The 16929-nt window shown below is 71.0% G+C and carries 16 protein-coding genes; 1 reads left to right on the top strand and 15 read right to left on the bottom strand.

From position 1 onward, the window contains the following. Positions 1 to 234 precede the first annotated feature (234 nt). The 14 genes from nusB to ACIRD7_RS33130 form a co-directional block, all read right to left on the bottom strand. Positions 235 to 669 (bottom strand): transcription antitermination factor NusB, encoded by a 435-nt coding sequence (gene nusB / locus ACIRD7_RS33195; protein WP_403459368.1) that lies wholly within the window; start codon positions 667 to 669, stop codon positions 235 to 237. A 1-nt stretch (position 670) separates the two neighbouring features. Continuing rightward, entirely contained in the window at positions 671 to 1237 is a 567-nt protein-coding gene (efp, locus tag ACIRD7_RS33190; protein WP_380863213.1) for an elongation factor P, read from the bottom strand. A 52-nt stretch (positions 1238 to 1289) separates the two neighbouring features. Then, complete coding sequence (locus ACIRD7_RS33185) at positions 1290 to 2396, bottom strand: aminopeptidase P family protein (protein ID WP_403459366.1); 1107 nt, start codon at positions 2394 to 2396, stop codon at positions 1290 to 1292. Positions 2397 to 2679: 283 nt separating this feature from the next. After that, positions 2680 to 3546, bottom strand: a complete 867-nt coding sequence (locus ACIRD7_RS33180) for a Pro-rich N-terminal domain-containing protein (RefSeq protein WP_403459364.1) — start codon at positions 3544 to 3546, stop codon at positions 2680 to 2682. A gap of 169 nt (positions 3547 to 3715) precedes the next feature. Then, positions 3716 to 4807 (bottom strand): 3-dehydroquinate synthase, encoded by a 1092-nt coding sequence (gene aroB, locus ACIRD7_RS33175; RefSeq protein ID WP_403459362.1) that lies wholly within the window; start codon positions 4805 to 4807, stop codon positions 3716 to 3718. Next, on the bottom strand, positions 4804 to 5322 hold the full coding sequence (locus ACIRD7_RS33170; protein ID WP_403459361.1) for a shikimate kinase: 519 nt from the start codon (positions 5320 to 5322) through the stop codon (positions 4804 to 4806). Before ACIRD7_RS33170 ends, aroB begins: the two co-directional genes overlap by 4 nt. After that, entirely contained in the window at positions 5319 to 6503 is a 1185-nt protein-coding gene (gene aroC / locus ACIRD7_RS33165) for a chorismate synthase (protein WP_403459360.1), read from the bottom strand. The genes ACIRD7_RS33170 and aroC overlap by 4 nt, the downstream gene beginning before the upstream one ends. Positions 6504 to 6687: 184 nt before the next feature. Beyond that, positions 6688 to 7086 (bottom strand): hypothetical protein, encoded by a 399-nt coding sequence (locus ACIRD7_RS33160; RefSeq protein WP_403459359.1) that lies wholly within the window; start codon positions 7084 to 7086, stop codon positions 6688 to 6690. Positions 7087 to 7137: 51 nt separating this feature from the next. Beyond that, a complete protein-coding gene (locus tag ACIRD7_RS33155; protein WP_403459357.1) occupies positions 7138 to 7977 on the bottom strand; it encodes a shikimate dehydrogenase in 840 nt (279 codons plus the stop codon). Beyond that, positions 7958 to 9703 carry an endolytic transglycosylase MltG gene (mltG, locus tag ACIRD7_RS33150; RefSeq protein ID WP_403459356.1) on the bottom strand — a complete coding sequence of 582 codons (1746 nt, stop codon included), beginning with the start codon at positions 9701 to 9703 and terminating at the stop codon, positions 7958 to 7960. Before mltG ends, ACIRD7_RS33155 begins: the two co-directional genes overlap by 20 nt. 124 nt (positions 9704 to 9827) lie before the next feature. Next, complete coding sequence (gene ruvX / locus ACIRD7_RS33145; protein WP_384775075.1) at positions 9828 to 10292, bottom strand: Holliday junction resolvase RuvX; 465 nt, start codon at positions 10290 to 10292, stop codon at positions 9828 to 9830. Between the two features lie 35 nt (positions 10293 to 10327). After that, entirely contained in the window at positions 10328 to 13000 is a 2673-nt protein-coding gene (gene alaS / locus ACIRD7_RS33140; RefSeq protein ID WP_403459355.1) for an alanine--tRNA ligase, read from the bottom strand. After that, entirely contained in the window at positions 13000 to 13347 is a 348-nt protein-coding gene (locus tag ACIRD7_RS33135; protein WP_030952626.1) for a hypothetical protein, read from the bottom strand. Before ACIRD7_RS33135 ends, alaS begins: the two co-directional genes overlap by 1 nt. Before the next feature lie 16 nt (positions 13348 to 13363). Continuing rightward, positions 13364 to 13801 carry a DUF948 domain-containing protein gene (locus ACIRD7_RS33130; protein WP_272118256.1) on the bottom strand — a complete coding sequence of 146 codons (438 nt, stop codon included), beginning with the start codon at positions 13799 to 13801 and terminating at the stop codon, positions 13364 to 13366. Positions 13802 to 13965: 164 nt separating this feature from the next. Between ACIRD7_RS33130 and ACIRD7_RS33125 the strand changes: the two genes are divergently transcribed. After that, positions 13966 to 16110, top strand: a complete 2145-nt coding sequence (locus ACIRD7_RS33125) for an ATP-binding protein (protein ID WP_403459354.1) — start codon at positions 13966 to 13968, stop codon at positions 16108 to 16110. Between the two features lie 29 nt (positions 16111 to 16139). Here ACIRD7_RS33125 and rpsD read toward each other — a convergent pair whose 3' ends face one another. After that, positions 16140 to 16754 (bottom strand): 30S ribosomal protein S4, encoded by a 615-nt coding sequence (gene rpsD / locus ACIRD7_RS33120; protein ID WP_030053239.1) that lies wholly within the window; start codon positions 16752 to 16754, stop codon positions 16140 to 16142. Between the last annotated feature and the right edge of the window lie 175 nt (positions 16755 to 16929).

Raw genomic sequence — 16929 nt, 5'->3', positions numbered from 1 at the left:
GCTGGGGGGGGGGGGGGGCCGCGCCGGCGGGGGGGGGGCTCCCCCCCGCCGACGTGCGCGGCGCGCCCCTGCGGCGGCCCCCCCCCCCCCCGGGGGGGGGGGGGGCCCCCGGGGCCCCCCCCCCCCCCGGCGCCGTTCTGCCGCCTCGGGAGACCCCGGAGGTACAGGAAGACGCCGGAGGGCCCGCAGCGGTTGCTGCGGGCCCTCCGGCGTCTTCGGCTTCGAACAGGGGCCTTACGCTTCCTCGCGGCGCAGCGAGGGCTTCAGGTCCTTGAGCCGGCCGAGCAGCCCGTTGACGAACGCGGGCGACTCGTCCGTGGAGAACTCCTTCGCCACCTGCACCATCTCGTCCAGCACGACGGCGTCCGGGGTCTCGTCGACCCAGATCAGCTCGTACGCGCCGAGCCGCAGGATGTTGCGGTCCACGACCGGCATCCGGTCGAGCGTCCAGCCGACGGAGTACTGCGCGATCAGCTCGTCGATGCGCTTCGCGTGCTGCGCGTAGCCCTCGACGAGCTGCATCGTGTACTCGCTCACCGGCGGCTGCCGGGTGTCGTCCCGGGAGAGCCGGATCCAGTCCGCGAGGACCGTCAGGACGTCGGCTCCGCGCTGGTCACCCTCGAAGAGGATCTGGAAGGCGCGCTTGCGGGCCGTGTTGCGGGCAGCCAATTTAGCTGTTCACCCGGCCGAGGTAGTCGCTCGTGCGGGTGTCGACCTTGATCTTCTCACCGGTGGTGATGAAGAGCGGGACCTGGATCTGGTGGCCGGTCTCCAGGGTGGCGGGCTTGGTGCCACCGGTGGAGCGGTCGCCCTGGACACCCGGCTCGGTCTCCTGGATGACCAGCTCGACGGCGGCCGGCAGCTCGACGAAGAGCACCTCGCCCTCGTGCTGGGCGACGGTGGCCATGAAGCCCTCGATCAGGAAGTTCGCGGCGTCGCCGACGGCCTTGCGGTCGACCATCAGCTGGTCGTAGGTCTCCATGTCCATGAAGACGAAGTACTCGCCGTCCATGTAGGAGAACTGCATGTCGCGCTTGTCGACGGTGGCCGTCTCGACCTTCACGCCGGCGTTGAAGGTCTTGTCTACGACCTTCCCGGAGAGCACGTTCTTGAGCTTGGTGCGCACGAAGGCCGGGCCCTTGCCGGGCTTGACGTGCTGGAACTCGACGACGGACCACAGCTGGCCGCCTTCGAGCTTGAGCACCATGCCGTTCTTGAGGTCGTTCGTGGAAGCCACGGTTGCGGAATCTCCTGGACTGACGTGGACGACCCCGGCGCACGCTCCTGTTCTAAAGGGCGAGCAGCTCCTTGGTCGTGATGGTGAGTAGCTCGGGTCCGCCGTCCGCCTCGGGGCGGACGACGAGCGTGTCATCGATCCGGACGCCGCCCCGGCCCGGGAGGTGGACCCCCGGTTCGACGGTGACCGGCACGCAAGCGTCCAGTTTACCCATGGCCGCGGGGGCCAACTGCGGGTCCTCGTCGATTTCGAGTCCTACACCATGCCCCGTCAGCGGCGAAAGCCCCTCCGCGTACCCCGCGGAGTCCAGCACCTGGCGTGCGGCACGGTCCACGTCCCGGTAGGCGGCACCGGGCGCCAGGCTCTCGCGTCCGGCGCGCTGGGCTGCGAAGACCAGGTCGTACAGCTCGATCTGCCAGTCGGCGGGCGACGTACCGATCACGAAGGTACGGCCGATCTCGCAGCGGTAGCCGCGGTACGTGGCCCCGAGGCAGACGGAGAGGAAATCGCCCTCCTCGACCCGGCGGTCGGTGGGCCTGTGAGCGCGTCGGCCGGAGTTCGGGCCGGTGGCGACGGCCGTCGGGAAGGCGGGGCCGTCGGCGCCGTGGTCGACGAGCCGTCGTTCGAGTTCCAGGGCGAGATGCCGCTCGGTGCGGCCGACGAGGATGGACTCGAGCAGCTCGCCGAGGGCCTGGTCGGCGATCTCGGCGCCGATGCGCAGGCAGGAGATCTCCTCCTCGTCCTTGACGACCCGGAGCTGCTCGACCGCGCCGCCGAGGTCGGTGAGGCGCAGCCGGGGCACGACGGAGCGGATGGCTCTGTGGCGGGCCACGGTCAGGTGATGTTCCTCCACGGCGAGCACGTCGGCGCCCTGCGCGGAGGCGAGGTCGGCCGCGGCGACAGCCGGGTCGCCGCCGTTGCCGGGCAGTGTCTGCAGACGCAGCGCCTCGTCGAGGCGTCCCTCGGCCGGCCGGTTCTCGGGCGGGCCCGCGCACACCAGCAGGTCCTCGGTCTTGCCGAGCAGCAGGACGGCGCCCTGGGGGGCCGTGCCCGCGAGGTAGCGGACGTTGGCGGGGCGGGAGATCAGCGCGGTGGCGCTGCCGCCGGCTTGGCAGCGCTCCCGTACCCGGGTTCGCCGGGCGGCGTACACCTCTGACATGACACGAGCGTAGGAGCTCCGCCGGTTTGGCGCCGGTTGAGGGCGTCTGAGTGGGCGGTGGCCGGAATATTCCGGTTGGGGTGGAGGTCGATCCGGGACTGGGGTGGTTGCTGAGGTTGTGCGCGCGCTGGCCGGGCCGGTGGGGTTGCTCGCGCAGTTCCCCGCGCCCCTTAGGTGGGTGCGGTCCCGTCGGTGGACGCGGTCGCGTCGGTGGATGCGGTCCCGTCGGTGGACGCGGTCGCGTCGGTGGGTGCGGTCCCGTCGGTGGGTGCGGTCCCGTCGGCTACCACTGCGGGGGGCTTGCGATCGATCGTGCCAGTACGTCGTCCAGGACCCGGGCCGTCTGCGGGACGTCGAGCTGGGAGTTGTCGATGATCGGCAGGCCAGAGCCGTACCAGCCCGCCATCCGGCCGTGGATGCGGGCCACCTCCTCGTCGGTGAGGCGGCGGTTGCCCGAGCGCTCGGCGTTGCGCTCCAGGACGATCTCCAGGCCAGGGAGCAGGACCACCGGCAGCAGGCCTGGGCCGACGTGGCGCTTCCAGCCGCCGAGGCCGACCACCGGGCGGTCGGGGAAGACGGCGTCGTCGAGGATGCAGGAGATGCCGTTGGCCAGGAAGTTCCGCGCGGCGAAGCCGCAGGTGCGGCGGGCGAGGCGGTACTGGGCCTCGGAGTTGTCGTTCCACCCGGACTGGGGGTCGGCGAAGCCGGAACGGACCCATTCGCGGACGTCGTCGAGGCTGATGTGGGCCGTGGGGACCCGGCGGTGGTCGGCCCAGTACTTGGCGACGCTCGTCTTGCCGGCCCCGGCCGGTCCGATGAGTAGCACCGCGATGGTCGTGGTCGCCGGGTCGGGTGCCGCCGTGGCGGGCGGGGCGCTCGGTATGCCGACCGGGCCGCCGGGCGGCAGCTGCACATGGCCGGTCGTGTCGGGAACCGGGGCGACCGGAGCGGGCTGCGGCACATGCGGGGCCGGTCCGGGAGGAGCGGTGAAGCCCGGTGCCGGAGGCGGCGGAGGCACCGGGGCGGAGCCCTGATGCGGGGCGGGTCCCTGGTGCCCGGGGTGGTGCGCACCCGGGGGCTGTCCGGCCGGCGACCAACCGTGCCCCGACTGGTGGGGCGGCGGCAGCGGAGAACCCACTGCGTGCTGCATCCGGTGCCACTCCGTCTCGTCGTCCATGGCCATTGGCGCTGGCAGCGGGGCTCCGGCCCCGCTCCCTACCGAACGGTACCGCCCCCGGCCGTCGTTTGGTGAACGGCCGGTGGCGGTCCGAAGTGCCCGTCACCACATGCGAATCGGGCGGAAGGGCGGTTGGACGGACTTACTGGCCGACTTCGCCGTACGCGGCGAGGAGCACGGCCGGGTCGGGGCCCTCCAGGACGGTGGGCTTGGCCAGGCCGTCCAGGACGATGAAGCGCAGCAGGTCACCGCGGGACTTCTTGTCGACCTTCATCGTCTGCAGCAGCTTGGGCCACTGGTCGTAGCGGTAGTGCAGCGGCAGGCCCACCGACTCCAGGATCGTGCGGTGCCGGTCCGCCGTCGCGTCGTCCAACCGCCCGGCGAGACGGCCGAGTTCGGCGGCGAAGTGCATGCCTACGGCCACCGCGGCGCCGTGCCGCCACTTGTAGCGCTCGTTCTTCTCGATCGCGTGGCCCAGCGTGTGGCCGTAGTTGAGGATCTCGCGCAGCCCCGACTCCTTCAGGTCCGAGGAGACGACCTCGGCCTTGACCCGGATCGAGCGCTCGATCAGCTCGGCGGTGTGCGGGCCCTCGGGCGTACGCGCGGCCTGCGGGTCGGCCTCGATCAGCTCCAGGATCACCGGGTCGGCGATGAAACCGGCCTTGATGATCTCCGCGAGACCGGAGACGTAGTCGTTCACCGGCAGCGAGCCCAGGGCGGCCAGGTCGCACAGCACGCCGGCCGGCGGGTGGAAGGCGCCCACGAGGTTCTTGCCCTCGGCGGTGTTGATGCCCGTCTTGCCGCCGACGGCCGCGTCGACCATGGCCAGCACGGTGGTCGGGACCGCGATCCAACGCACCCCGCGCAGCCAGGTCGCGGCCACGAACCCGGCCAGGTCGGTGGTCGCGCCACCGCCGACACCGACGATCACGTCGGAGCGGGTGAAGCCGGACTGCCCCAGCGCCTTCCAGCAGTAGGCCGCCACCTCGGCGGTCTTGGCCTCCTCGGCGTTCGGCACCTGGATGGCGACCGTCTCGAAGCCCTGCTCGGCCAGATCGGCCCGCAGCGCCTCGCCGGTCTCGGCCAGCGCCTCGGGGTGGATCACGGCGACCCGCTTGGCCTTGGGACCGATCAACCCGCCCAGCTCACCCAGGAGCTGACGGCCCACCAGGACCTCGTACGGCTCGCTGCCCGCGGTACCGCCGACCTGGATCCGCGTCACTGCCTCAGTCATGCGTCCTTCAACTCCAGTGCGTCCAGGGCGGCTTGAGTCACCTCTTCGGGCGTACGGCCATCGGTGGCCACGACGGCCGTGGCCACCCCCTCGTACAGATGACGTCGGGCCTCCATCAGCTCCCGCCACTGCTTGCGCGGGTTGACCGCGAGCAGCGGGCGGGCGGCGTTCAGGCCGGTGCGCTTGACCGCCTCCTCGACGTCCATGGACAGGTACACGACCCGCTGCCCGTCCAGCAGCGCCCGCGTGTCCTCGTCCAGGATCGAGCCGCCGCCCAGCGCGAGGACACCGTCGTGCTCGGCGAGCGCGCGGCGCACGGCCAGCTTCTCGATCGCCCGGAACGCCGGCTCGCCCTCGTCGACGAAGATCTCGGCGATGGTCCGGCCCTGCTCGGACACGATGTCGTCGTCGGTGTCCCGGTAGCCGACGCCGAGGCGCTCGGCGAGCTGCTGCCCGACCGTGGACTTGCCCACGCCCATCGGCCCGACCAGCACCACCACAGGCGCCGCGCTCATCGGATCGCGAGGTTGTCGAGGTACGACCGGACGTTGCGGCGGGTTTCGGGCACCGAGTCGCCGCCGAACTTCTCCGCGACCGCGTCCGCGAGGACGAGCGCCACCATGGCCTCGGCGACGATGCCGGCGGCCGGGACCGCGGAGACGTCGGAGCGCTGGTGGTGGGCCTGCGTGGCCTCGCCGGTCGTGACGTCGACCGTCTGCAGGGCCCGGGGCACGGTCGCGATCGGCTTCATCGCGGCGCGCACCCGCAGCAGCTCACCGGTGCTGAGGCCGCCCTCGGTGCCACCGGCGCGGCCGGACACGCGCCGGATGCCCTCCGGCGTGTTCACGATCTCGTCGTGCGCCTTGGAACCCGGCACCCGGGCCAGCTCGAAGCCGTCGCCGAGTTCGACGCCCTTGATCGCCTGGATGCCCATGAGGGCACCGGCGAGGCGGGCGTCCAGCTTGCGGTCCCAGTGCACGTGCGAGCCGAGGCCCACGGGGACGCCGTAGGCGAGCACCTCGACCACACCGCCGAGGGTGTCGCCGTCCTTGTGGGCCTGGTCGACCTCCGCGACCATCGCCTTCGAGGCGTCCGCGTCGAGGCAGCGCAGCGGGTCGGCGTCCAGCTTCTCGACGTCGGCCGGCGTCGGGTACACACCCTGCGGGGCCTTCACGGAGCACAGCTCGACGACGTGGCTGACGATCTCGATGCCGGCGGTCTCCTTCAGGTACGACCGGGCCACCGCGCCCAGCGCCACCCGGGCGGCGGTCTCACGGGCCGAGGCGCGCTCCAGGATCGGCCGGGCCTCGTCGAAGCCGTACTTCTGCATGCCCGCGAGGTCGGCGTGGCCGGGGCGCGGGCGGGTCAGCGGAGCGTTGCGGGCGAGGCCGGCGAGGATCTCCGGGTCGATGGGGTCGGCCGCCATGACCTGCTCCCACTTGGGCCACTCGGTGTTGCCCACCATGATCGCCACCGGGGAGCCGAGGGTGAGGCCGTGCCGGACGCCGCCGATGAAGGTGACCTCGTCGCGCTCGAACTTCATGCGCGCACCGCGTCCATAACCGAGCCGGCGCCGGGCCAGGTGGTCCGCCACCATCTCCGTGGTGATCGGCACGCCGGCGGGAAGACCCTCCAGCGTCGCCACGAGTGCGGGACCGTGGGACTCCCCCGCGGTCAGCCAGCGCAACCTGCTCAACGGTGCTCCTCAGTGCTCGCGCCCTGGTACTGCCCTGCGTACGCGCGTCCTCGCGTACGTCGACGGCGCGACCAGGTGCGCGGCCCCGGCCCGCCACCTTCGATCCTCCCACGTCCGGCGCCCGGCCCCGGCCGCCGGTCCACCAGACGGACGCGAGGCTGACGGCGCCTGACGTGAGCGCGGATCACGCGGGGCTGTTGCCCTGCGGCTGCTGCGGCGCGTACGCGCCCAGGTAGTCGGCGCCGCTGCCCTGCCCGCCGGGCTGTGCGGCCTGCGGCTGCTGCGGCGCGTAGGCGCCGAGGAAGTCGGCGCCGCTCGGCTGCTGCGCCTGCCGCTGCGGGGCGTACGGGCCGAGGTGGTCGGCGCCGCTCCCCTGCCCCTGCTGCTCCGCCGCGTGGATGGCCTGCCAGCGCCGCAGCTCACGCCGTCGGTCGATCTTGCGCTTCAGCTTGTAGATCCACGACCCGACGACGAGCAGCACGATCAGCACGAGCACCGGGATCTGCACCCAGTCCGGCATGAACTGCAGGACCGCCTCGAATATCTCGCTCTTGCCGGACGCCAGCGGCACACCAGTGGACACTGCTAGTACTCCCCCTCGATCCTGTCCGCCCCCTGCGGAACCCAGCGGATCCTAGCGGTTCGCGAGGGCCCGCTCTCCCGCTTTTCGCATGGCCTCCAGCGGCGCGGGAGCCCGGCCGGTCATCTGCTCCACCTGCAGCACCGCCTGATGAACGAGCAGGTCGAGCCCGCTGACGACGGCTCCGCCGAACATGGACCAGCGCGCGGCGAGGGCGGTGGGCCACGGGTCGTACAGCACGTCGAACAAGGTCGCGGGGCGCTCCGGTACGGCGGAGGCGAGCACGTCGGTCGTACCGGCCGGGGTGGTCGCGATCACCAGCGGCGCGTGCAGGGCCCGTTCCGCGTCCGCCCAGTCGGCCGTACGGACCTCGACGTCGAGCCGCTCGCCCCAATGCCGCATCTCGGCGGCGCGTGCCTCGCTGCGGACGTAGGCCACGACCTCGCCGGTGCAGACCCGGGCGAGCGCGGCCAGCGCGGAGGACGCGGTGGCGCCGGCGCCGAGGATCGCGGCCGAGTCGACCTGCTCGATGCCGTGTTCGCGCAGCGCGGCGACCATCCCGGGGATGTCGGTGTTGTCGCCGACGCGACGGCCGTCCTCGGTGCACACGACCGTGTTGACGGCGTCGACGGAGGCCGCGGTCTCGCTGGTCTCGTCCAGCAGCGGGATGACCGCGCGCTTGAGCGGCATGGTCAACGACAACCCCGCCCACTCCGGCCCGAGGCCCGCGAAGAACCCGGGCAGACCGGCCTCGTCGATCTCGAACCGGTCGTACGACCAGCCGGTGAGACCCAGCTCCTCGTAGGCCGCCCGGTGCAGCACCGGCGAGAGGGAGTGGGCGATGGGCTTGCCGAGAACGGCGGCCCGGCGGGCGTCAGCTGCCCGAGCTCTCATTGAACTTGTCCTTGAGCTTCTGGAAATCCGCGTGCGTCTTGGCGAATTCGGTCTTGCTCACGCCGTCGACCGCGACAAAGTAGTACCAGCCTTGATCGGTCGGATTCAGCGTCCCCTTGAGCGCGCCTTCACCCGGGTTGCCGATCGGTCCGGGCGGCAGACCCTTCTGCGTGTACGTGTTGTACGGGTCCTTGTTGCTGTTGATCTCGGATTCGCTGATATTGATGTTGCTCTCGCCCTTCAGGTAATTGAAGGTCGAGTCGAACTGCAGCAGACCGTAGGTCTCGGGGTTCGCGCGGTCGAGGCGGTTGTAGACCACTTCCGCCATCTTGCGGTAGTCGTCGTTGGTCTTGCCCTCGGCCTGGACGAGGCTGGCGACCGTGATGACCTGCAGCGGACTGTCCAGCTTGAGCGCCTTGGCCTTGGCCTCCAGGTCGAGCGCGTCGTACTTGGCGGCGGCCTGGGTGACCATCGCCTTGAGGACCGCCTCGGGCTTCATGCCCTTGGCGGCGGGATAGGTGCCGGGGTAGAGGAATCCCTCCAGGGGGTCCTTGATCTCGCTGTTGTCGTTGGCCCAGCTCGGCAGTCCGAGGCTCTTGTATTTCTGCTCGGCGAGCTTTTCGGTGGTGCCGGACGACAATTCGAGCTGTTCGTCGATCGCCTTGTAGACGGCGATGTTCCGCTCGCCCGGCCGGACCAGCACGTTGTTCTGGCTCTTCGGGTCGAGCATCATCGCGACGGCGCTCTCGGCGGACATCCGCTTGTGCAGGAGGTAGGCGCCGGCCTGGATCGACTTCCCGTCGGGGTTCTGCGACTGGGCGGCGACGAAGGCGTCGACGCTCTTGACGACGCCGGCTTGCTTGAGCGCCTGGCCGATCTCGTTGCCGAGCGCGCCCTTCGGGATCTCGACGGTGACGGTCTCGCTCGTGCCTTCCCCGGCGTAGTCGGGGGCCGCGCCGAAACGATCCTGGTAAAACTGGTACCCGAAGTATCCGACGCCGGCGACGCCTCCGCCGAAGATGACCACGACCACCAGACAGGCGAGCCCGCTGCGCCGCTTCTTGGGTTTCCCGCCCCGGCCCCGCCCGCCGCGTCCGCGCCCGTCTCCCGAGTCGTCGTCGACGTCGTCATCGTCGCCGCCCCCGGCGAAGAAGGCGTGTTCGCCCTGGTCAGGGCCGGGGTCCCAGTCGGTCTCGGGCGGCTCCGGCTCGGCCTGCCGCCGCCTCGGCGGCTCCGGCGGCGGGTACGCGTCGGGGGTGCCGTAGTAGTCGGCCTGCTCACCGCCGTACGCCGCGGCCCGCTGGCCGTAGGGGTCGCCCGGGTCGGGGTACTGGGCGTGCTGGTGACTGCCGGTGGCCCAGCCGTTGTTGTCGTACGGCTGCTGCCCGTGGCTGCCCGCGTAGTGCTGCTGGTCGTAGTGCTGCGGGTACTGCTGGCCCTGCTGGGGATGCTCCTGTCCCTGCTGGGGGTACTGCTGGCCCTGCTGGGGGTACTGCTGGCCCTGCTGGGGATACTGCTGCGCCTGACCGTACGCGTCCTGCTGGCCGTGACCCCAGTCGCCGTATTGCTGGGGCTGCTGCGGCTGCTGCGGATAGTGCTGCTGCTGGCCGCCGTAGGCAGCCTGCTGGCCCGTGTGGGCCTGCTGCCCTTCCCATCCGCCGTCCCCGTACAACGGGTCCTCCGGATGCCACGGTTCGGAGCCTTGGCCCCGGCCATACTCAGTCATCGATCCCCTAGAGCCGCGAGGCGGCGGTCACGCGGCTGCTGAAGATCCGGCTCCCGTCCCGCCTCTCTTTGTGCGCCAGCTGTTCGAACACCGGCACATCGCGCGGAACGTTACCGTATCGCGATCAGATAACCACTTCGACGCTCTCGCCGGGAGCTTTACCTGACACCCGTTCGGATTCGAGTGCCTGCTGCAAGATGATCACAGCGGCTGCCTGATCGATGACCGACCGGCCCTTCTTCGACTTCACGCCCGAGGCGCGCAGTCCCTGACTGGCCGTCACGGTCGTCATCCGCTCGTCGACGAGCCTGACCGGTACGGGCGCGATCATGCGCGCCAGTTCCTGGGCGAAGCCCCTGACCTTGACCGCGGCCGGGCCTTCGCCGCCCTTGAGGGAGCGGGGCAGGCCGACCACGACCTCGATGGGCTCGTACTCCTCGACGAGCTGTCCGAGACGACGGTGAGCTGCGGGGATGTCCCGGCCGGGGACCGTCTCCACCGGGGTGGCGAGGATCCCGTCGGGGTCGCACGAGGCGACGCCGATACGGGCGTCGCCGACGTCGATCGCGAGGCGGCGGCCGCGGCGCATGCCCCGGCCGTCGCCACCTGCGTGTGTGTCTTCGCTCACTTGGCCGTTTCCGCCACGAGCCGCTCGACGGCGTCGACGGCCTCGCCGACGGCGGCCGGGTTCTGGCCGCCGCCCTGGGCGACGTCCGGCTTGCCGCCACCGCCGCCGCCGAGGGTCTTGGCGGCGGTGCGGACCAGGTCACCGGCCTTGAGGCCGCGGTCACGGGCGGCGTCGTTGGTGGCGATGACCGTCAGCGGCTTGCCGTTGTTGACCGTGAACAGGGCGACCACGACGGCCCGTCCGCCCTGGATACGGCCGCGCACGTCGAGGACCAGCTTGCGCAGGTCGTCCGGCGTGGTGCCGTCCGGGACCTGACCGGTGACGACGGCGATGCCGCGCACGTCCTTGGCGGACTCGGCGAGACCGGCGGCGGCCTGGAGCACCTTCTCGGCGCGGAACTTCTCGATCTCCTTCTCGGCGTCCTTCAGCTTGCCGAGCATGGCGGAGACCTTCTCCGGGAGCTCCTCCGGACGGCCCTTGATCAGCTCCTGGAGCTGGGCGACGACCGTGTGCTCACGGGCGAGGAAGTTGTAGGCGTCCACACCGACGAGGGCCTCGATACGGCGCACACCCGAGCCGATCGACGACTCACCGAGCAGCTTGACCAGGCCGAGCTGGGCGGTGTTGTGCACGTGCGTGCCGCCGCACAGCTCCTTGGAGAAGTCGCCGATGGTGACGACACGCACCCGCTCGCCGTACTTCTCGCCGAACTCGGCGATGGCGCCCTGCTTCTTGGCCTCGTCGATGCCCATGATGTCGGCACGGACGTCGAGGTCGCGGGCCAGTACCTCGTTGATCTTCTGCTCGACGTCGGTCATCACGGCCGTCGGGACGGCGGACGGCGAACCGAAGTCGAAGCGGAAACGGCCGGGCTGGTTCTCGGATCCGGCCTGGGCGGCCGTCGGGCCGAGGGCGTCGCGCAGGGCCTGGTGGGTGAGGTGGGTGGCCGAGTGGGCGCGGGCGATGGCCGTACGACGACGCGAGTCGATGGAGGCGTGGGCCTTGGCGCCGACGGTGACCTCGCCGACCTGGACGACGCCCTTGTGGACGTAGACGCCCGGCACCGGCTTCTGGCAGTCGCGGATCTCGATCACGGCACCGGTGTCGACCTTGATGCGGCCGGTGTCGCCGATCTGGCCGCCGCCCTCGGCGTAGAACGGGGTGCGGTCGAGGACGATCTCGACCTCGTCGCCCTCGGTGGCGGCCGGGGAGGAGGCGCCGTCGACGAGGATGCCGACGATCGTGGACTCGCCCTCGGTGTCGCTGTAGCCGATGAAGTCGGTCTCGCCGACCTTGTCGGCGATCTCCCGGTAGGCGCCGGCGCCGGCATGTCCGGTCTTCTTGGCCTGGGCGTCGGCCTTGGCGCGCTCCCGCTGCTCCTTCATCAGGCGCCGGAAGCCGTCCTCGTCCACGGACAGGCCCTGCTCGGCGGCCATCTCCAGGGTGAGGTCGATCGGGAAGCCCCAGGTGTCGTGGAGCAGGAAGGCCTTGTCGCCGGCCAGCACGGTGGAGCCCGCGGCCTTGGTGTCGGAGACGGCCGTGTCGAGGATGTTGGTGCCGGCCTTCAGCGTCTTGAGGAAGGCGTTCTCCTCGGCGAGGGCGACCTTCTCGATGCGCTCGCGGTCGGTGATGAGCTCGGGGTACTGCTGGCCCATCATGCCGATGACGACGTCGATGAGGTCCTTGACGACCGGACCGGTGGCGCCGAGCAGGCGCATGTTGCGGATGGCCCGGCGCATGATGCGGCGCAGGACGTAGCCGCGGCCCTCGTTGCCGGGGGTGACGCCGTCGCCGATGAGCATCACGGACGTGCGCATGTGGTCCGTGACGACGCGCAGGGAGACGTCGGAGTTGTGGGCGGCGCCGTAGTGGACGCCCGTCAGCTCGGTGGCCTTCTTGATGACGGCCATCGAGGTGTCGATCTCGTACATGTTCTGCACGCCCTGCAGAATCATGGCGAGTCGCTCCAGGCCGAGGCCCGTGTCGATGTTCTTGCTGGGGAGCTCGCCGAGGATCTCGAAGTTGTCCTTGCCGATGCCCTCGCCGCGCTCGTACTGCATGAAGACGAGGTTCCAGATCTCCACGTACCGCTCGTCGTTGACGGCGGGGCCGCCCTCGACGCCGAACTCGGGGCCGCGGTCGTAGTTGATCTCGGAACAGGGGCCACAGGGGCCGGGGACGCCCATGGACCAGTAGTTGTCCTTCATGCCGAGGCGCTGGATGCGCTCCTTCGGCACACCGACGACCTCGTGCCAGATGCGCTCGGCCTCGTCGTCGTCCTTGTAGACGGTGATCCAGAGCTTCTCCGGCTCCAGGCCGTAACCACCCTTGTCCTGGGGGCTGGTGAGCAGCTCCCAGGCGTACTTGATGGCGCCTTCCTTGAAGTAGTCGCCGAAGGAGAAGTTGCCGCACATCTGGAAGAACGTGCCGTGCCGGGTGGTCTTGCCGACCTCTTCGATGTCCGGCGTGCGCACGCACTTCTGCACGCTGGTGGCGCGGGCGAACGGCGGCTTGACCTCACCCAGGAAGTAGGGCTTGAAGGGCACCATGCCGGCGGGGACGAGGAGCAGAGTCGGGTCGTCCGCGATGAGCGACGCCGAAGGGACGACGGTGTGCCCGCGCTCCTCGAAGAAGCTCAGCCAGCGGCGGCGAATCTCGGCCGACTCCATCAGTGGTCCTCATTCCGGTTGTACGAGTACGTCTGGTTGTCGACGTACTTCGGGTTGCTGCGGTTGTTCTCGATGGCGGTGTACCGCCGGGGCGCGGGGAGTTCGGGGTTGTCCTGGATCCCGAGCGCGTCCTCCAGCTCGGCCTCCCGCTGGGCCATGTTGTCGCGGACGTCGAGCGCGAATCCCACCGCGCGGTCCTTCAGGCGCTGGCCGGTCTCCAGGGCCTTGTTCGCCGCGGTGGCGGCGAGGCTCTCCGGCGTCAGCTGCTTGAGCTTGCGGTTGACCTTGGTGGTGGCCCAGACACCGGCGGCGACACCCGTGCTGAACCAGAACGTACGGCGGAACATCGCTCGGTCTCAGTCCTTACTTCCGCTTGCGGCGTGCGGCGGGGACCGTCCGGCCCACGATCACGTTACGCCGGGGCGACTTCGCGGGCACGTCCTCCTGCTTGCGGCCGCCGAGGGCCCGGCGCACGCCGTAGCCGAAGGCCGCGACCTTGACCAGGGGGCCGCCGAAGGTGGAGGCGACGGTGGTCGACAGGGCGGAGGCGTTCGACGTGACCTCCTGGACGTCGGAGGCGATCGCGTCGACCCGGTCGATCTGGGTCTGCGCGGAGCGCACCGCCGTGGAGGCCTCTGCCAGGAGCGGGACGGCCTGGTCGGTCACATCCGCGACGAGCTTGGTGGTCGCCCTGAGCGTCTGGGCCAGCCTCGCCAGCGCGACGGCGAGGAAGGAGACCAGAATCGCCCAGAAGACGGCCACCAGGATCCCGGCAACCTCTCCTCCGGACACTGTGTGCACCCGCTCCCTGAAACGTGCCTCTGCATCGGTCTGCATCGAAAAAGTCGTGCACCGAGCCTATCGCGCCGGGGACGCCGCTCCGCACCGCATTAACGCCCGTGCGCGGCCCGGGTCACCGGAAGCGATTGTACGGAGTGATTACGGTTCAGTACGCTCCGTATCCCATGCGGGATCAACGGCGCCCCCACTCCCCCCACCCCGGTGATCTGCCCCTGGAACTCAGCACGTTCGTGGGCCGCTCGGCGGAACTCGCCGAGCTGGCCGCGGCGCTCGGCGGCGCGCGGCTCGTGACGGTCACCGGTGCCGGCGGCGTCGGCAAGTCACGGCTGGCGGCACGCACGGCCGCGGAGTACGCGCCGCCCGACGGCGTGTGGCATGTGGAGCTGGCTCCGGTCCGCGACCCGGAGTTCGTCGACTACGCGATCGTGGAGGCGCTGGGGCTGACGGACCACACCACCCGGTTGCCCCACGAGACGCTGCTGGAGCATCTGGCCGGGCGTGAACTCCTGCTGATCCTGGACGGTTTCGAACACCTGGTGGACGCGTGCGCGGCGCTGGCGACGGATCTGCTGCGCCGGCTCCCGGGCCTGAGCGTGCTCGCCGTGGGGCGCCGCCCGCTGGGCGTGGCGGGCGAGCGGCTGTTCCCGCTGGAGCCGCTGGGCGAGGACGACGCGGTGGAGCTGTTCGTCGAGCGGGCGGCGCAGCGCGGGGTGGCCGTGCCCGACGACCCGGACATACGGGAGCTGTGCCGGCGCCTGGACGGGATCCCGCTCGCGATCGAACTGGCCGCGGGGCGGCTGCGGACACTGGGGCCGGGGCAGTTGCTGGAGCGGCTCGACGACCGGTTCCGGCTGCTGACCGGCGGCGGGCCGGACGCCCTGCCCCGCCATCGGGCGCTGCGTACGGCCGTCGGCTGGAGCCATGAACTGTGCACTCCCGAGGAGCGGTTGCTGTGGGCGCGGCTGTCGGTGTTCGCCGGCCGGTTCGACCTGGAGGCGGCCGAGTACGTGTGCGGCGGCCTGGGCCTGCACGCCGACGACGTCCTCGACGTGCTCTCCGAGCTGCTCGATCAGTCCGTCGTCGCGCGCGAGGAGACCCCGGTCGGTGTGCGCTACCGGATGCTGGACACGATCCGGGCCTACGGCGCCGACTGGCTGGCGGCGACCGGGGACGCGGCCCGGCTGCGGCGCCGGCACCGCGACTGGTACCTGGGCCTGACGACCTGGTGCGAGCTGGAGTGGTTCTCGCCGCGGCAGCACGAGGTGGCCGCCCGCGTCGAGGCGGAGCTGCCGAATCTGCGCGACGCCCTGGAGTACTGCCTGGGCGAACCGGACGAGGCGCATCTGGGGCAGTACCTCGCGGGCGCCCTGTGGTTCCACTGGGTCGGCTGCGGCCGGCTCTCGGAGGGCCGGCGCTGGCTGGAGCAGGCCCTGGCGCTGGACTCGGGGCATGAGCGGTCGCGGCTGAAGGCGCTGTGGGTGCTGGGCTATGTGGCGATCCTGCAAGGGGACGCGGTGCCCGCGCTGGGGATGCTGCTGGAGTGCCGGGAGGCGGCGGAGCGTGCCGCCGACCCCTCGGCGGTGGCGTACGCCGAGCACCGCACCGGCTGTCTGGCCCTGATCTCGGACGACATGGAGCGCGCGGAGGCGCTGCTGCGCTCGGCGCTCGCCCGCTACGAGGAGATCGGCGAGCTCAACAGCAATGTGCTGATGGGCCAGGTCGAGCTGGCGATGACACGGGCCTTCCAGGGCGATCTGCCGGACGCCGTGCGGTTGTGCGAGGACGTGCGCCAGGTGTGCGAGGACCACGGCGAGCGCTGGGCGCGCTCCTATGCGCTGTACGTCCTGGCGTACGCCGCCTGGGCCGACGGCGACCTGCCCGGCGCCCGCGGGCTGCTCGTGAACTGCCTCGACAGCGCCCACTCCTTCCACGACCTGCTCGGCTCGGTGCTGGCCGTGGAGCTGCTGGCCCTGGTCACCGGGGCGGAGGGCGATGCCGCGGAGGCCGCGGTGCTGCAGGGCGCGGCGGCCGGGATGTGGCCGTCGGTGGGGCTGCCGCTGTTCGGCTCGGCCAGCTTCAACGCACCGCACCAGCTGTGCGAGACGGCGGCCCGGGAGCTGCTCGGCGACGAGCGGTACGAGGCGTGCGTACGCCAGGGCGCGGCGCTCGGCCGGGAGGCGGCGGTACGGCGGGCGCTGGAGCCGTCGGCCGCTCCTCCGGCGCCGCGCGGGCCGGTGCGGCACGCCGAGGCGGCCATGCGAAAGCCCGCCGCCTCCCCCACCCGGAAGGGCGGGGAGACGACGGGCTGAGGCGCAGAAGTCCTACGACCGCTGAAGGATCAACGGGCGTAGTACTCGACGACGAGCTGCTCGTCGCAGATCACCGGGATCTCCTTGCGGTTCGGCTCACGGTCCAGGCGGAACGCCAGGGCCTTGAGGTTCACCTGGAGGTAGCGCGGGGTCTCACCCTCGGGGGCGAAGCCGCCCTCGCGGGCGATGGAGAAGAGGGTCTTCTCGCGGCTGCGCTCGCGGACCATCACGACGTCGTCGGGACGGACGCGGAACGACGGCTTGTCGACCTTGCCGCCGTTGACCTCGATGTGGCCGTGCACGACCATCTGACGGGCCTGGTAGATGGTGCGGGCGATGCCCGAACGCAGGACCAGGGCGTCGAGACGACGCTCGAGCTCGATGATCAGGGCCTCACCGGTCTTGCCCTGAACCTTGGAGGCACGCTCGTAGGCGCGGACGAGCTGGCGCTCGGACACGTCGTACTGCGCACGCAGACGCTGCTTCTCCAGCAGACGGACCTTGTAGTCCGAGTTCTGCTTGCGGCCACGGCCGTGCTCACCCGGCGGGTAGGGACGGGCCTCGAAGTACTTGACGGCCTTCGGGGTCAGCGCGATGCCGAGGGCACGCGACTTCTTGACCTTGGGGCGGGACTGGTTCGCCACAATCTCTCATTTCTCGGTGTTCGGCTCGTCAGGGTTGAGGGAGGTCGCATCCGCAGCCGGGGAAACCCTTCGGACCCGCACGGGGCCTTCCGGGCAGCCGCTCCCTGGTCTGGGCACATACGTGCAGCACGCGAGTGGCCCACCGACCGGTCCCGTCCTGCGACGGATGGTGGTG

The organism is Streptomyces sp. NPDC093568 (genome assembly GCF_044764945.1).
GTDB lineage: Bacteria > Actinomycetota > Actinomycetes > Streptomycetales > Streptomycetaceae > Streptomyces.
This window is presented reverse-complemented; position numbering and strand designations above follow the sequence as displayed.

What these genes read in the sequence shown, in the direction of transcription:
- ACIRD7_RS33180 (WP_403459364.1), bottom strand. Translation starts at nt 3,546, where the DNA reads ATGCAGCACGCAGTGGGTTCTCCGCTGCCGCCGCCCCACCAGTCGGGG.
- ACIRD7_RS33125 (WP_403459354.1), top strand. Translation starts at nt 13,966, where the DNA reads ATGCGGGATCAACGGCGCCCCCACTCCCCCCACCCCGGTGATCTGCCC.
- ACIRD7_RS33170 (WP_403459361.1), bottom strand. Translation starts at nt 5,322, where the DNA reads ATGAGCGCGGCGCCTGTGGTGGTGCTGGTCGGGCCGATGGGCGTGGGC.
- ACIRD7_RS33185 (WP_403459366.1), bottom strand. Translation starts at nt 2,396, where the DNA reads ATGTCAGAGGTGTACGCCGCCCGGCGAACCCGGGTACGGGAGCGCTGC.
- alaS (WP_403459355.1), bottom strand. Translation starts at nt 13,000, where the DNA reads ATGGAGTCGGCCGAGATTCGCCGCCGCTGGCTGAGCTTCTTCGAGGAG.
- aroB (WP_403459362.1), bottom strand. Translation starts at nt 4,807, where the DNA reads ATGACTGAGGCAGTGACGCGGATCCAGGTCGGCGGTACCGCGGGCAGC.
- ACIRD7_RS33155 (WP_403459357.1), bottom strand. Translation starts at nt 7,977, where the DNA reads ATGAGAGCTCGGGCAGCTGACGCCCGCCGGGCCGCCGTTCTCGGCAAG.
- mltG (WP_403459356.1), bottom strand. Translation starts at nt 9,703, where the DNA reads ATGACTGAGTATGGCCGGGGCCAAGGCTCCGAACCGTGGCATCCGGAG.
- ruvX (WP_384775075.1), bottom strand. Translation starts at nt 10,292, where the DNA reads ATGCGCCGCGGCCGCCGCCTCGCGATCGACGTCGGCGACGCCCGTATC.
- ACIRD7_RS33135 (WP_030952626.1), bottom strand. Translation starts at nt 13,347, where the DNA reads ATGTTCCGCCGTACGTTCTGGTTCAGCACGGGTGTCGCCGCCGGTGTC.